Origin of the sequence: Mesorhizobium sp. B2-5-11 (assembly GCF_006440835.1) — a bacterium.
GTDB lineage: Bacteria > Pseudomonadota > Alphaproteobacteria > Rhizobiales > Rhizobiaceae > Mesorhizobium.
Genome location: NZ_VFUK01000001.1, coordinates 162,035 through 176,024 on the forward strand (window position 1 = coordinate 162,035; position 13,990 = coordinate 176,024).

At 64.4% G+C, this 13,990-nt stretch carries 11 protein-coding genes; 6 read left to right on the forward strand and 5 right to left on the reverse strand.

Annotated elements, in window-relative coordinates; translation table 11 throughout:
• Positions 1–33: 33 nt before the first annotated feature.
• The 3 genes from FJ490_RS00785 to FJ490_RS00795 form a co-directional block, all read right to left on the reverse strand.
• Positions 34–1,083 (reverse strand): ABC transporter permease, encoded by a 1,050-nt coding sequence (locus FJ490_RS00785; RefSeq protein WP_140655654.1) that lies wholly within the window; start codon positions 1,081–1,083, stop codon positions 34–36.
• Positions 1,080–3,560, reverse strand: coding sequence for an ATP-binding cassette domain-containing protein (locus FJ490_RS00790; RefSeq protein ID WP_140655657.1), 2,481 nt, complete (start codon positions 3,558–3,560; stop codon positions 1,080–1,082). Before FJ490_RS00790 ends, FJ490_RS00785 begins: the two co-directional genes overlap by 4 nt.
• A 74-nt stretch (positions 3,561–3,634) precedes the next feature.
• Positions 3,635–4,657 (reverse strand): ABC transporter substrate-binding protein, encoded by a 1,023-nt coding sequence (locus FJ490_RS00795; RefSeq protein ID WP_140520883.1) that lies wholly within the window; start codon positions 4,655–4,657, stop codon positions 3,635–3,637.
• A gap of 360 nt (positions 4,658–5,017) precedes the next feature.
• Here FJ490_RS00795 and nanR point away from each other — a divergent pair, with 360 nt between their 5' ends.
• The 4 genes from nanR (at position 5,018) to FJ490_RS00815 (ending at position 8,848) form a co-directional block, all read left to right on the forward strand.
• Positions 5,018–5,731, forward strand: coding sequence for a transcriptional regulator NanR (gene nanR, locus FJ490_RS00800; RefSeq protein WP_140497819.1), 714 nt, complete (start codon positions 5,018–5,020; stop codon positions 5,729–5,731).
• A 104-nt stretch (positions 5,732–5,835) separates the two neighbouring features.
• Positions 5,836–7,098, forward strand: coding sequence for a ribulose-bisphosphate carboxylase large subunit family protein (locus FJ490_RS00805; protein WP_181165155.1), 1,263 nt, complete (start codon positions 5,836–5,838; stop codon positions 7,096–7,098).
• A gap of 46 nt (positions 7,099–7,144) precedes the next feature.
• Positions 7,145–7,990, forward strand: coding sequence for a phosphogluconate dehydrogenase C-terminal domain-containing protein (locus FJ490_RS00810; protein WP_140655663.1), 846 nt, complete (start codon positions 7,145–7,147; stop codon positions 7,988–7,990).
• Positions 7,991–8,047: 57 nt separating this feature from the next.
• A complete protein-coding gene (locus FJ490_RS00815; protein WP_140655666.1) occupies positions 8,048–8,848 on the forward strand; it encodes a sugar phosphate isomerase/epimerase in 801 nt (266 codons plus the stop codon).
• Between the two features lie 37 nt (positions 8,849–8,885).
• On the opposite strand, the gene mtnA is transcribed toward FJ490_RS00815, so the two are convergent.
• Complete coding sequence (gene mtnA / locus FJ490_RS00820; RefSeq protein WP_140559320.1) at positions 8,886–9,980, reverse strand: S-methyl-5-thioribose-1-phosphate isomerase; 1,095 nt, start codon at positions 9,978–9,980, stop codon at positions 8,886–8,888.
• A complete protein-coding gene (gene mtnK, locus FJ490_RS00825; RefSeq protein ID WP_140514666.1) occupies positions 9,977–11,248 on the reverse strand; it encodes an S-methyl-5-thioribose kinase in 1,272 nt (423 codons plus the stop codon). Before mtnK ends, mtnA begins: the two co-directional genes overlap by 4 nt.
• Before the next feature lie 134 nt (positions 11,249–11,382).
• Here mtnK and FJ490_RS00830 point away from each other — a divergent pair, with 134 nt between their 5' ends.
• Positions 11,383–12,894, forward strand: coding sequence for a sugar ABC transporter ATP-binding protein (locus FJ490_RS00830; protein ID WP_140559476.1), 1,512 nt, complete (start codon positions 11,383–11,385; stop codon positions 12,892–12,894).
• A 92-nt stretch (positions 12,895–12,986) separates the two neighbouring features.
• Positions 12,987–13,982 carry an ABC transporter permease gene (locus FJ490_RS00835; RefSeq protein WP_140520875.1) on the forward strand — a complete coding sequence of 332 codons (996 nt, stop codon included), beginning with the start codon at positions 12,987–12,989 and terminating at the stop codon, positions 13,980–13,982.
• Positions 13,983–13,990: the final 8 nt, after the last annotated feature.

Sequence of the window (13,990 nt, forward strand, 5' to 3'; positions counted from 1 at the left end):
ATCACTCTACCATCTTGGCAAGAGAAATCATTGTCACTGCGGCCTAATTGCCGCAGCGCCCGCCTTAGGTTTCGCCGTGCCGTCGCCGGCTGCGCTCTCGATGGCGGCAGGGTCGATGGCGGCGCGCCGCGACAGCACCTGCCGGCCGGCCAGCGCCAGCACGAAAATGACGACGATGCCCTGGACGATGTCCTGAGCGCCGGGCGGCAGGCCGATGATCTGCATGGTGGTGACGATGAGGATCAAAAGGATGCTGGCGAACAATGTGCCGAGCGCCGTCGCGGAGCCGCCGAAGATCAGCGTCCCGCCCAGCACCACTGCGGCGATGGATTGCAGGAGATAGGGCTGGCCCATTTCAAGAAAGGCGCCGCCGATATAGGCACCCAGCAGCAGCCCGTTGAGCGAGGCCAGCACCGAGGAGATGATGAAGGCCGAGGCGATGACCCGGTTGTTGCGGATCGCTGCTAGCCGCGCCGCCGCGCGGTTCTGGCCGACTGCCGAGAGCAGTTGCCCGTAAACGGTATAGCGTAGCACGAACGACGTTGCGGCGACGCCCAGGATGGCGATGACTGCCATGATCGGCACGCCCGCGACACGGCCCGTCGCCAGCGTCTTCAACAGCGGACTGACGGCGAAGCCCGATATCGCGCGGTTCGACAGCAGCGTTGCGGTTGCCAGCACATAGCCCGTCGCCAGCGTGGCGATGATGGCCGGTATGTTCAGCCCGACGACGAGCAGCGCGTTGAGAGCGCCGACCGCAAGGCCGAGCAGGATCGCGGCGCCGACGCCGACGGCGAGGTTGGCGTCCTGGCCCTTGATGGTCAGCAGCGCCACGAAGGCGCTGAGCGTGATCACCGAGGCCACGGAAAGGTCGATATTGCCGCGCCCGGTGGTGACGACGAACATCTGGCCGATGCCGACGACCGTTAGGAACGAGGCCGACAGAACGATGCCCGACAGGCTGGAGAGGCTGAAGCGGTTGGTGACGATGGACAGCACCAGCCAGAGCAGCAGCACCCCGATCGCCGACCAGATCCAGCGGTTTTTCTGCGCCCAAGGGCTGAAGGCGGCAAGCGCGTTCATTGTTCGCTCCTGCGGTCCGCGGTCAGGCTGCGCAAGGTCAGCAGGGCGATGAGGATCAATCCCTGCGTCGCCGCATTGAAGTCGCTGCTCACGCTCAGCGTGCCGAGCAGGGCGCCGATCAACGCCAGCGTGACCGCGCCGGCGACGGCGCCGACCGGCGAGATGACGCCGCCCAACAGCGAACAGCCGCCCATCACCACGGCGGCGACGCTGAGCAGGGTGAACGAATTGCCGGAATTGATGTCGCTCGCCGTGTTGATCGCCGTCAGCGACAGGCCGGCGGCGGCGGCGAACAGCCCGGCGACGAGATAGCGCACCAGCGCGTAGCGCGTCGGCGACCAGCCGGAACGGATCATCGCGGTCGGATTGTTGCCGAAACCGCGCAGCACCACGCCGAGGGGCAGCCGGTCGATCACGAACACCACGATTGCCACCGCGGCGATGAGGATGATCGAGGTTGGCACAAAGCCGAGTGACCAGTTGAACATTGCCGACAGCCATTCGGGGCTGGTGCCGCCGGGCGTCGGCTGCAGCGCATAGCCTATCCCGACCCAGATGAAGGAGGCGCCCAGCGTGACGACGATGGCCGGGATCTTGCGCGCCTGGATCAGGCCGCCGAGCCCGGCATAGGCGGCGATCGCCGCCGCCAGCGCCAGGGCGCCGAGCCACGGCTGGTCGTAGAGCAGCGTGGCGCTGAGCACGCTGACGAGCCCCGCGAACGCGCCGACGCCGAGGTCGATCTCGCTGCCGCCGACGATGAACATCTGCGCCGCGGTCACCAGCACCAGCGACAGCGCCGGCATCAGCAAGAGGTCGAGCCCGAAAATGGAGGCGACCGCCGGATTGGCCGACATCATCACGGCCAGTACGGCGGCGAGGCCGATGAAGGGGGCAGCGTTCACCAGCCTGCGGGCAAGCCCGGCGCCGACAGCGCCGCTGCGTCTCGCACTGGCAGCTTTGTCCGTCTGCTGGGCAAAGGACGCTCCAACGACGGCTGATTCCGTGATCGCCTCGCCGGCCAGTTCCTTGACGATGCGGCCGCCTGAAAACACCAGCACGCGGTCGCAGGCCAGGAGTTCGGCATCTTCGGTCGTGTGCCAGATGAGCGTGCGCCCGCCTCGCGCAATGTCGTCGCAGAGGCGGTAGAAGTCCTGCTTGGTGGCGATGTCGACGCCGCGCGTCGGGTCGTCGAGCAGGACGATCGGCGTGTCGGCGACGAGCGCCCGGGCAACCAGCGCCTTCTGCTGGTTGCCGCCGCTGAGCTCCAATATGTTGGATCCGAAGCGGGTCTCGTCGAGCCGCAGCCGGCCGGCGGCGTCGGCCGCTGCCGCGCGGTTGGCGCGGTCCGAGACCAGGCCCAGCGCCGGGCGGCGCGCCAGAGCGCCGATGCTGATGTTTCCCAGCACGCTCCACAAGGGGAACACGCCTTCCTTCTGGCGGTCGCCCGCGATGAAACCGGCTTCACCGTTCCTGGCGACGGCCGCATCCGTTCCGGAATCGGGCTTGAAGATTGCGTGCAGCAACTCTTTCTGGCCGCTGCCCTCGAGGCCTGCCAGTCCGATGATTTCACCGCGGCCGATCTCGATGTCGTGGCCGAGTTCGGCCGTCAGGAACCCGGACAGTCGCACCAGCGCTTCGCGGCTGCCGGTGGTGGCGGTACCGTGCTGGTGGATCGAGTTGGCGTCGCCTCCCATGAGCTGCACCAGCTTGCCGATCGACGTATCGGCCACATCGCCGCGCCAGGCGGTGCGCCCATTGCGCAGCACGACCACCTGAGTGGCGATGTCGATGATTTCCTGAAGCTTGTGGCTGATGAAGATGAAGGCGAGGCCGGATTTGGCCCGCTCGCGGATGAAGGCCCGCAACTGTCTCGAGCGATCGAGATCGAGCGAGGAGGTCGGTTCGTCAAGAACGATCAGCTTGACACCGGGTGTCGCGGCGGCGCGCGCAATCTCGACCATTTGCCGTTCGGCGATGGAGAGGTGGCCGACTTCGGCATTCACATCGATGCCGTTTGCGGGGAAGACGGCGTCCAGCGCCGAGCGGGCGCGCGCCCTGTAGAGTGCCCGCCAGCCCGGCCGGTTGGCGGCATCCGCCGGAATTTCCAGGAAGAAGTTTTCGGCCACCGAGAGGTTGGCGCACAGCGACAATTCCTGGTGCACCATGCGGATGCCGCGGCGCTGTGCCTCCGCCGTGTCGTAGCCGGCGAAGCCGATATTCTGGCCGGCAAACGAAATCGAGCCCAGGGTCGGCCACATCGCCCCGCACAGGATGCGCATCAGCGTCGATTTGCCGGCGCCGTTGCCGCCGACCAGCCCGATGATCTCGCCGGTGGAGACGGCGAGGTCGATCTCTGCATTCGCCAGCGTCGGTCCGAAGCTCTTGGTGATCCCGGAAAGCGAAACAACGCTCTGCCGGGTCGGATCGGCGAGCACCGCGGCGGCTGCGCCTTCCGGGGCTACGGCGAGATGGGACATTCGTCCTCCGTTTCTTCACGGGCAGGGACCGGGCGCGGCCGTTCCGCGGCGCCCGGTCCCTGGCATTGCCAATCTTACTTGCTCAGCAGGTTCTGCTTGACCCAGTCGAGCGAATAGCTGGGGCTGATGATCTGGCCGCCAGGCAGCTTTGCATATTCCTTGAGGTTGCCGGCATCGACGGTGGCCACCGGCATGATCATCATCTTGGGTGCCTTGGCGCCCTTGAGCAGCGACAGGCCGAGCCAGAACGCGGCGCCGCCAATACCGGGCGTGGTGTTCATCGAGACCGTCTGGTAGCCGTTCTTGGCGTTCTCCTCGGCCCACCATTTGACGAAGTCGGTGCCGCCGCCGCCTTCGATGATCGGCATCTTGCCGGCATAGTCGCCGCCATACTGGACGAACGCCTGGGCGATGCCGACATCGTCGCTGCCGCCTTGTGCGAGCACGGCGTCGACATGCGGCAGGGAGGGCAGCACGTTGGCGATGGCCGCCTGTGCGACCGACGCGGTCGCCTGGCCATAGACCGTGGCGACAACCTTGATATCGGGATATTTGGCCAGCACCGACTGTTGCGCGTTGAACATGTCGTTGTCGGGCGCCGAACCCTTGACGCCGCGCACCTGGATGACGTTGCCCTTGCCGCCGATCATCTTGAAGACGGCCTCGGCCTGGGCTGCCTTGTAGCCCTTGAAGTCGAAGTTGAGCTGGTAGTTGCAGGGCGCCGAGGCGACCGAATCGAACGAAACGACGATGATGCCGGCCTTGCAGGCTTTTTCGATGATCCCGTTGACCGCGGTTTCCGATGCGGCATCGACGGCGAGCACGTCGACCTTCTTGAGGATCAGCTCGGCGATCTGGCTGTTCTGCTGCGCCACCGAGCCGTCGCCGTTCATGACGATGTAGTCGGCAATCTGGCCGGCCGCCTTGGCTTCCTTGGCCGAGGCTTCGAAAGCCTCCACCATCTGGTGCCGCCAGGTGTTGCCGTAATAGGCGTTGGCGAGCGCGATCACCGGCGCATCCGGTGACGCCATTGCCGGCACAGCCGAGACGCTGACCAGCGCGGCGCCGGCAAGCGCCGCCACGGTTGAAAACTTCATGATATTTTCCTCCCAAAAAACACCGGCCGATACGTCGGCCTTCTGCCATTCCGTTACGACGTCCTCCGAAAGACGCCATACCAGCTACATGTTATACCAGCATACCAAATAGGCAAGCGGGCACCGGAACCTCGATTGCCGAAACCTCCTTCGATTTAAGGACGAGACGAAGCTCGGCCGTCAGCTTCGTTCTTCCTTGGCCAAACGGAGCCGGCCTGCTCCAGCAACTGGTGACCAGTCCAAAGTCGGCCGTAGACGGACGTTAGGTCATCATATATGTAATGTCAATCGATGGCGCGACCCTTGTCTGCCGACGCGACTCGGGATCGATTGTTCCGCGAACACCCCAGGGAGGGACAGATGGAGCCGGTCCAGAAAAAGAAATTGTATGTGGAGGTGCTTGACCGGCTGATGGCGGCAATCTCGACGTCCGAATTCCCGCCCGGCTCTCAATTGCCGTCGGAAAAGGAACTAATGACGATGATCGGCGTCGGCCGGCCCTCGATCAGGGAAGCGATGCTGTCGCTGCAGCAGATGGGACTTATCAGGATCTCGCACGGAGAACGTGCCCGCGTCATCAATCCGACGCCTGATGTCATCGTCGATCAGGTCTCAGCGGCGATGGTCATGATGCTGGCGACGAACTCTCGCGGGCTTGAAGAACTCAAGGAAGTCAGGCTCTTGCTGGAAACCGGCCTGGTTCGGATAGCCACGCGGCGCGCTACGGCCAAGAGTTTGGAACGCCTCGCGGAGACCTTGCGTCATTTGCGCGAGGCAAAGGGCGACCAAGCCCGGTTTGTAGCTGCCGACATGGAGTTCCACGCCGTCATTGCGGAGATGAGCGGCAATTCGATGATAGCGGCGGTGGCGAAGGGAATGCTCGAATGGCTGTCCCGTTTCAAGCGGGATCTGGTGGCGATGAAAGGCGCCGAGCGGCTGACGGTCGAGGAGCATGAGCGGATCTACAAGGCAATCGCCGGCGGCGATCCGGAAGGCGCGAGCGCGGCAATGGCCGACCACATTGGCCGCGCCAACGAGCTCTATTCGAAACTGGCCGGCGGCGGCGCCGGCTGAGCGGCCGCCGAAATTTTTTGCCCGGGAAAACTCATATGATGACATGATTTCTTTTTGGTGCTAACGGTCACTCCGTGAACGTCATTCCAGTCGGGAAGCCTGCATTGTCCGGTCGCCTCCGCGCCACCTATCTGATCGAAACCCGCTACCCGCTGGAGGTTGCCGCGGCTGCGATGGCGGGCGAACAATCAAGCGGGACTTTCCGCGCCATACCCGGAGAAACGCCGGAGCTGCTGCGCAGGTTCGGAGCCCGCGTCGAATTCATCAGCGATGTTGCCGAGGTCGACAGCGAGGCGTTGCCGTTCTCGCGCTCGCCAAAAAATGCGACCGTGAGGCCGCACCGGGCCAAGGTGGGCCTTTCCTGGAACATCGAGAATACGGGGACAGTGCTGGCTTCGGTCTGGTCGACGGTTCTCGGCAATCTGTTCGAGCTGCATCATTTCTCGGCCATGCGTCTCCTCGACGTTACCTTTCCCGATGCCTTCGCGGATGCCTATCCAGGGCCGGCCTTCGCCGTCGAGGGAACGCGTCGCCTGACAAGCGTCGAAGGGCGCCCGCTGATCGGCACCATCGTCAAGCCGAGCGTTGGTCTTACCCCGCAGGAGACGGCAGCCTTGGCCGACACGCTGATTGCCGCGGGTCTTGATTTTATCAAGGACGACGAATTGATGGGAGACCCTCCGCATTCGCCGTTCGAACACCGGTTCGAAGCGGTCATGGCGGTGATAGACAGGCACGCCGACAGGACCGGGCGCAAGGTCATGTATGCGGCCAACATTTCCGGTGACATCGACGCCATGCGTCGCCAGCTGGATCTGGTCGAGCGCCGTGGCGGGACCTGCGCCATGCTGGTCCTGAATTCCGTCGGCCTGTCCGCCGTCATCGAGATGCGTCGCCACTCCGCCGTTGCGCTGCACGGCCATCGGGCCGGCTGGGGCCTCTTCAGCCGCTCTCCCGATCTCGGCATGAGCTATCTCGCCTATCAGAAATTCTGGCGTCTGGCGGGCATCGACCACATGCACGTCAACGGGCTGTCCAACAAGTTCTGCGAGCCGGACGAATCGGTGATGGCGTCGGCCCATGGCTGTCTCACCCCGATGTTCGAGCGGGCTGGCCGTCCCGATACGGTCATGCCGGTGTTTTCGTCCGGGCAGACCGCTGTGCAGGCAGCCGAGACTTATACGAGGCTCGGCTCGGACGATTTCATCTATTGCTGCGGCGGCGGGATCATGGCGCATCCAGGCGGGCCGGCCGCCGGCGTTCGAAGCCTGCATGATGCTTTCGAAGCCGCGGCGGCAGGGATTCCCGCACGCGACTATGCCGCCACGCATCCGGAGCTCGAAGCCGCGCTGCAAGCGTTCGGCTGAATCTGCGCCATCGGCGCGCCATCAAGGCAAATGGGAGAGAAAGCAAATGACGACATCCGTGGCGGTGCTTGGGGCCGGAGGGAAGATGGGCTTCCGCGTGACACGCAAGTTGATCGAAGCGGGCTACGATGTCCGCGCCGTGGAGATCGGCGAGGCCGGCCGCAAGCGGCTGGGAGAGGCCGATATCGGCGCCGTCGCCATGGACGAGGGCATTCCCGGCGCCAAGGTGGTGGTAATGGCCCTGCCGGACAATATCATCGGCCAGGTGGCGCGGCAGATCTCGCCGATGCTTGCCGCGGGCACCATGATCCTCATTCTGGATGCGGCAGCGCCCTATGCCGGCGACTTGCCCGCGGATCGGCCGGATCTCACCTATTTCGTCGGCCATCCCTGCCATCCGCCACTGTTCGGCGAAGAGACGGAATGGGCCGCGCGTCGCGATTACCATGGCGGCATCGCCAGGCAATCGATCGTCTGTGCCCTGATGCAAGGTCCGGAAGAGCACTATGCGCTTGGCGAGGAAGTGTGCAGGGCCATGTGGTCGCCGATCATCGACAGCCATCGCGTCACGGTCGAACAATTGGCGATCCTGGAGCCGGGCCTGTCCGAAATGGTGGCCATGCCCTTCGTCGACACCATGGTCGAGGCTGTCGAGGAGTGCGAACGCAAATATGGCATTCCCAGGAAGGCCGCGATGGATTTCCTGATAGGCCATCTGAACGTCGAGATTGCCATGTGGTTCGGCTTCTCTCCGAAAGTGCCGTCCGATGCGGCGCTACGCCTGATGCGGTTCGCCAAGGGCGTCGTGGTCCGTGACGATTGGCGCGAAGCGCTGTCTCCTGCCAAGGTCAAGGAAGCCTCGGAATTGATCGTCTACGGCAAGGGAGCCTGAGCCCTGCCTTCGCCGCGCCGGACCTCGGTATCGACCGCGCTCTTCGATGGCTATCCCATGGAATTGGCCCTCGAGGAGATTGCGGCGGCCGGCGCCCTCCATGTCGAGCCGGCCTTCATCCGCGGCTATGTCGATTTCGACGAAGGCATGTTTGCGGCTGCGCACGCCGCGAAGTTGCGCCAGGCAGCGGAACATGCCGGGCTGGGGATCAATGCCGTGTCGGCTCATCTCGACCTGTCGGGGGCCGATGCCGTCGACGCCTTGTCCCGCCGCATCGGCTTTGCCGCCGGTCTTGGCGCGTCCTTCCTGATTACCAATGCCGGCCCGGCGAGAAACAGCGCGGCGATCCGCAAAACGATTGACGCCCTCCTGCCGAGGCTGGAGGAAGTCGGCATCGTCCTGGCGCTTGAAAACCCCGGACATGGCCAAGGCGATCTGCTCGGCAGTGCCCGGATGGGGGCAAGCTTCATTCGGGACATCGGATCGCGACACGTGCGCCTGAACCACGACGCCGGAAATGTCTTTACCTACAGCAACGAGACGGTGCAGCCGGCGCAAGATATCGCTGATGCCATCGATGCCGTTGGGCATGCTCATCTGAAGGATGTCGTCAGCACCGGGGAGGGATGGACATTTTGCGCCATCGGTGACGGCTCGATCGGCTACGAACCGTACTGGGCAACGCTTCCCGCGACGCTGCCGGTCAGCATCGAACTGCCATTGCGGCTGCGGCGCCCGCAGCACCGTGATCCCCAACGGCGGAGCGCGCCGGTGGATATCGCCACCATTCGGAGCGCGCTGCGGCGTTCACTGGATTTCGTCAACTCGCTGGAGATCGCAAAGAGCAGCACCTTCTGAACAGCGAAAGGTGGTTCCTTGCCTTTGCGAGAGCCGGCTATCCACGCTCCGGGAACATCGCCTTCAGCCCTTCACGCGAGGCCTTGGCGACGCCGCGTTCGGTGATCAGGCCGGTGACCAGCCGCGCCGGCGTCACGTCGAAGGCGGGGTTTGCCGCGGGCGTCGCTTCCGGCGAGACGCGCACCTGGGCGATCTCGCCGCTCGCGGTCTTGCCCCACACCAGCGAAACCTCGTCGCCGGAGCGTTCCTCGATCGGGATTTCGGCAAGTCCGTCGCCCACCGTCCAGTCGATGGTCGGCGAAGGCAGCGCAACGTAAAACGGCACGTCATTGTCTGCGGCGGCGAGTGCCTTCAAATAGGTGCCGATCTTGTTGCAGACGTCGCCGTCGGCCGTCGTGCGGTCGGTGCCGACGATGACCATGTCGATTGCGCCGCGCTGCATCAGATGGCCGCCGGCATTGTCGACGATCAGCGTATGCGGCACGCCGTGGCCGGCCATCTCCCAGGCCGTCAACTGGGCGCCCTGGTTGCGCGGCCGCGTCTCGTCGACATAGACATGGACCGGAATGCCGGCCTCCGTTGCCAGGTAGATCGGCGCGGTGGCCGTGCCGTAGTCGACGGTAGCCAGCCAGCCGGCGTTGCAATGGGTCAGGATGTTGACGGTTTCGCCCGGCTTTTTGCGCGCCGCGATGTCCTTGATGATGGCGAGACCGTTCTCGCCTATGGCGCGATTGAGCCCGACATCCTCGTTGGCGATCTCGCTGGCGCGACGATAGGCGGCTGCGGCGCGTTGTTCCGTCGGCAGCGGCCGCAGGAACCGCCGCATCTCATCCAGTGCCCAGCGCAGATTGATCGCCGTGGGACGCGTCTCGTGGAGCGTCTCCCAGACGGCATCGAGCGCGGCATCCGCCGGATCGTCCGCCATCTGCATGGCAACGCCATAGGCAGCGGTGACACCGATCAGCGGCGCGCCGCGCACCCACATGTCGCGGATGGCGGTGGCGATGCCATTAACGGTGTCGACCTTCACGATACGGAAGTCATGCGGCAGCCAGCGCTGGTCAATGATCTCCACCGAGCGCCCATCGTCGCTCAGCCAGATGGTGCGATAGTGGCGCTCGCCGACGTTCAAATGCGGTTCTCCTGTTCGATCAGCGCGGCCAGGTTGTTGACCTCGTCGATGCTGTGAATATGACGCCTGTTGACGGCGATGTGGCGGCCGAACTTCAGCGCCCTCGCTTCACATGTGGCGCGCAGGTCTTCGTCGGCAATGGTTTCGAAATCGGCATTGTGGGCGAGGCCGAGGATGCGCCGGTGCACCTCGATGCCGGCAAAGCCGAGGAGGTCGTCCCATATCTGGTGCAGCACATGGTCGAGCGCCTGTTCTGCGCCCAGCCTGTCGCCCTGATCCTCGAACAAGCTCTTTTGATAAAGCATGCCGTTGCGCTCCGTGCGCCACAGATGCGAGAATTCGGTGCGGAACACCGACCACGTCTGCGCCGTGACATCGAGCAGATAAGCGCGCATGGCGTCGCGCTTGCCGCTCTGCTCATGACCCCGCTGCGAGAAGAAGGCCATCCAGAAATTGGCGAGCAACATGCCGACGTCGAACGCCATCGGCCCGTAGAAGGCGAATTCAGGGTCGATCATCCTGGTCTCTGTATCCGTGACCATGATCGAGCCGGAATGCAGGTCGCCATGCAGCAATGTCTCTGCATTGGCGGCGAAAAGATGCTTCAGGCGCTGCGCTTCCACCTTGAGGTCGCGGTCGGCGCGCAACTCGGCGACCAGGGCGTCGAGTTGCGGCGAAGTGTGCCGGTTCATCTTGGCGTCGAAGTAGGGGTCGGAGAACACCAGATTCTCGGTGATGTCGCACAGCTCGACATTGTCGGCGAACAGCGCCAGATCCGCTTTGCGATCCTTGGTCACCATCGAGAAGTCGGAGCCGCGGAACAGGGTGCGGGCCATGAACAGCCCGATATCCCTGGCGATGTTCGGCAATTGCCGGCCCTCGATCAGCGCCCGCCGCAAAATGATGTGCGGCGACAGATACTCCATGATGATCAGCGCCTGGGTCTCGTCGAAATGGTAGATGGCCGGCACCGAGCCCGGCGCGCGCGCCTCCTGCCGTGTCAGCGCGTGATATTCGAAGAAGGAACGCTTCAGCGGCAGCGGCCAGCTGTCGCCGACCAGCCGGACATAGGGCAGGGCCTGCTTGACGACAGCCGCGCCCTTGTCGCCCTCGACGATGAAGACGAGATTCAGATTGCCATCGCCGACCTCGCGCACCTTCCAGCGGCTGGTGTCCTCGCCGATGCGCTGGGTGAGCGCCTCGTTGCTGCCGAGCCGCGTGGCGAGCGTCTCCACCGACAGTGCTTCGAACGGCGTCTTCCCGGTCATCCTCACCTCTCCTGCTCGTCCCCTATAGTAGCGGAGCCACGGCGGCGGGGCCAAGCTAGGTAGCGCTCTGGCAATTGTCAATCGTGTTGACAATTGCCGACGTAGCCCATAGCGTCACCGTCAGGGAGGAACGCATGGTCGGCAATGCCGTGTTCCGCGTAGAGGGACTGAGGAAATCCTTTGGCCGCAACGAGGTGCTTGGCGGCGTCTCGCTCGAACTCCATGCCGGTGAAGTGACCGTCCTGATGGGCGCCAACGGCGCCGGCAAATCCACCCTCGTCAAGATCGTCAGCGGCGTCTACGAGCGCGACGGCGGCACCATGACCCTGGCCGGCCAGGACTTTGCGCCGGGAAGACCGGCGGAAGCGATCCGCGCTGGCGTCGTCACCGTTCACCAGAACATCAATGACGGTGTCGTCGCCGACCTTGACGTGGCCACCAACCTGACATTGGACAGGCTGAGCGGCAGTGGCGCCCCGGTGCTCTTCAACCCGGTCCGTGTGCGTCGCGAGGCCAAGGCGGTTGCCGACCGCATGGACCTGGCGATCGACTTGAAGGCGCGCGTCAGCGATCTCTCGCTGGCCGATCGCCAGATGGTGGCGATTGCCCGCGCGCTGGCACATCAGCCGAAAGTGCTGATCCTCGACGAACCCACCTCATCGCTATCGAGCGCCGAAGCCGATCGGCTTTTTGCGCTGGTCGACAGGCTGCGCGCGCAAGGCGTGGCGATCCTCTATATCTCGCACCGCATGTCCGACATAAGGCGGCTTGCCGACCGCATCGTCTCGATGCGCGACGGCGCCGTGTCCGGCGTCTTCGACAAGAAGCCGCTCGACTACGAAGGTGCGGTCAATGCCATGCTCGGCCGCAAGATCCACCTCGACCAGATCGTCGCCAGGCACTCGGCCAAGGCGGTGCTGACCGTCGAAGGCCTGCGCATCGCCCAGGGCGCCAGGCCGATCTCGCTGACCCTTGGCGACGGCGAGGTCGTTGCCGTCACCGGGCTGGTCGGCGTCGGCAAGACAGCGCTTGCCGAGACGCTATTCGGCGTGCGCAGGCCGATCGCCGGCACCATGACGATGAACGGCAAACCCTACGCGCCGCGCTCGGCCGGCGATGCGATCGCCGCCGGCGTCTTCCTCATCGCCAAGGATCGCGCCACCAGCGGCATCGTCGGCGGCTTCAACATCGAGCGCAATGTCAGCCTGCCGTTCCTGAGGCGGATGTCGAACCTGGGCGTGCTCAAGCGCCGCCTCGAACGCGCCACGGCGCGCCGGCAGATCCAGGAACTGGGCATCGTCTGCCGCTCCGAGAAGGACGAGATGTCGGCATTGTCCGGCGGCAACCAGCAGAAGGTGATGGTCGCCCGCTGGATGGCGCAGGATGCAAGCCTGTTCATTCTCGATGAGCCGTTTCAGGGCGTCGACATCTCGGCGAGGCGCGACATCGCCGCCAAGCTGAGGGCAAGCGCCAATGGCCGCGCGACGCTTTTGTTCGTCACCGAACTCGACGAGGCGCTGGAGACGGCCGACCGTATCCTGGTGATGTCGGAGCAGACCGTCGTCGGCGAACACCGCAACGCGGACATCGATCTCGATCGCCTGCTGGCCGAGGTGGCCGGCGGGCTGCCGCACCGCGCGGCTTGACCGGCTGGAATTGAAGAGCTGACAATGACAATTGGAATGGAGAGCATGGGTTCGAGTTGGGTAAAAACGGCAGCGGCGCGCGGGGGCGCTGAATGACGCAGCGCAACCACGCCATCCGCTACGGTTTCATCGTCCTGTTGTTCGGGCTCGTCGCTTATTTCGCGATCGCCGCCGACGGTTTCGTTTCGCCGCAAAGTGCGGTCTTCATTTTCCAGTCGGTCGCCATCACCGGCGTGCTGGCGCTTGGTGTCACCGCCACGCTGGTCGTTGGGGGTTTCGACCTGTCGATCGGCTCGGTCGCCACGTCAGCCATGATGGCGGCGGCCTATGTCATGGTCGTGCTGGAGCAGAACGCTGTCATCGCGGTCATCGTCTGCCTGCTGATCGGCGTTATCGTTGGGCTCATCAATGGTTGGCTGATCGTCTATATGCGCGTGCCGGACCTGCTGGCGACGCTCGGCATGATGTTCCTGCTGGTCGGCCTGCAGCGTATCCCGACCGAAGGCCGCTCGATCGCCACCGGCATGACCATGCCCGATGGCTCGGTCGCCAACGGCAAGTTCGGCGAGGCGTTCCTGGCGCTCGGCCGCCACCGCTTCGACTTCTTCATTCCCAATCTCGTTCCGGTCTCGGTCGTCGTCCTGGCGGTGCTCGCGGTGCTGATCTGGTTCTTCCTCGAATACACCCGCTTCGGCCGCATGATGTATGCAGTCGGCTCCAATGAGCGCGCCGCCGAACTCGCCGGCGCGCCTGTCAAGGCATACAAAATCTGGGCCTATATCATTTCAGGAGTTTTTGCCTCGATCGGCGGTATTTTGCTCGCCGCCCGGCTTGGACGCGGCGACATCGCCTCGGGTAATAATCTGCTGCTCGACGCCGTCGCCGCGGCGCTCATCGGCTACGCGGTGCTAGGCGCCGCCAAGCCGAACGCGTTCGGCACGGCTGTCGGCGCCGTCTTCGTCGGTGTCCTGCTGCAGGGCCTGACGATGATGAACGCGCCGTACTACACGCAGGATTTCATCAAGGGCGCCGTTCTGGTCGTCGCCCTTGTCTTCACCTTCGCTCTTTCCGGCAGGGGCAGGACATAGATTTCGAC

What these genes read in the sequence shown, in the direction of transcription:
- FJ490_RS00785 (WP_140655654.1), bottom strand. Translation starts at nt 1,083, where the DNA reads ATGAACGCGCTTGCCGCCTTCAGCCCTTGGGCGCAGAAAAACCGCTGG.
- FJ490_RS00790 (WP_140655657.1), bottom strand. Translation starts at nt 3,560, where the DNA reads ATGTCCCATCTCGCCGTAGCCCCGGAAGGCGCAGCCGCCGCGGTGCTC.
- FJ490_RS00795 (WP_140520883.1), bottom strand. Translation starts at nt 4,657, where the DNA reads ATGAAGTTTTCAACCGTGGCGGCGCTTGCCGGCGCCGCGCTGGTCAGC.
- nanR (WP_140497819.1), top strand. Translation starts at nt 5,018, where the DNA reads ATGGAGCCGGTCCAGAAAAAGAAATTGTATGTGGAGGTGCTTGACCGG.
- FJ490_RS00810 (WP_140655663.1), top strand. Translation starts at nt 7,145, where the DNA reads ATGACGACATCCGTGGCGGTGCTTGGGGCCGGAGGGAAGATGGGCTTC.
- FJ490_RS00815 (WP_140655666.1), top strand. Translation starts at nt 8,048, where the DNA reads ATGGAATTGGCCCTCGAGGAGATTGCGGCGGCCGGCGCCCTCCATGTC.
- mtnK (WP_140514666.1), bottom strand. Translation starts at nt 11,248, where the DNA reads ATGACCGGGAAGACGCCGTTCGAAGCACTGTCGGTGGAGACGCTCGCC.
- FJ490_RS00830 (WP_140559476.1), top strand. Translation starts at nt 11,383, where the DNA reads ATGGTCGGCAATGCCGTGTTCCGCGTAGAGGGACTGAGGAAATCCTTT.
- FJ490_RS00835 (WP_140520875.1), top strand. Translation starts at nt 12,987, where the DNA reads ATGACGCAGCGCAACCACGCCATCCGCTACGGTTTCATCGTCCTGTTG.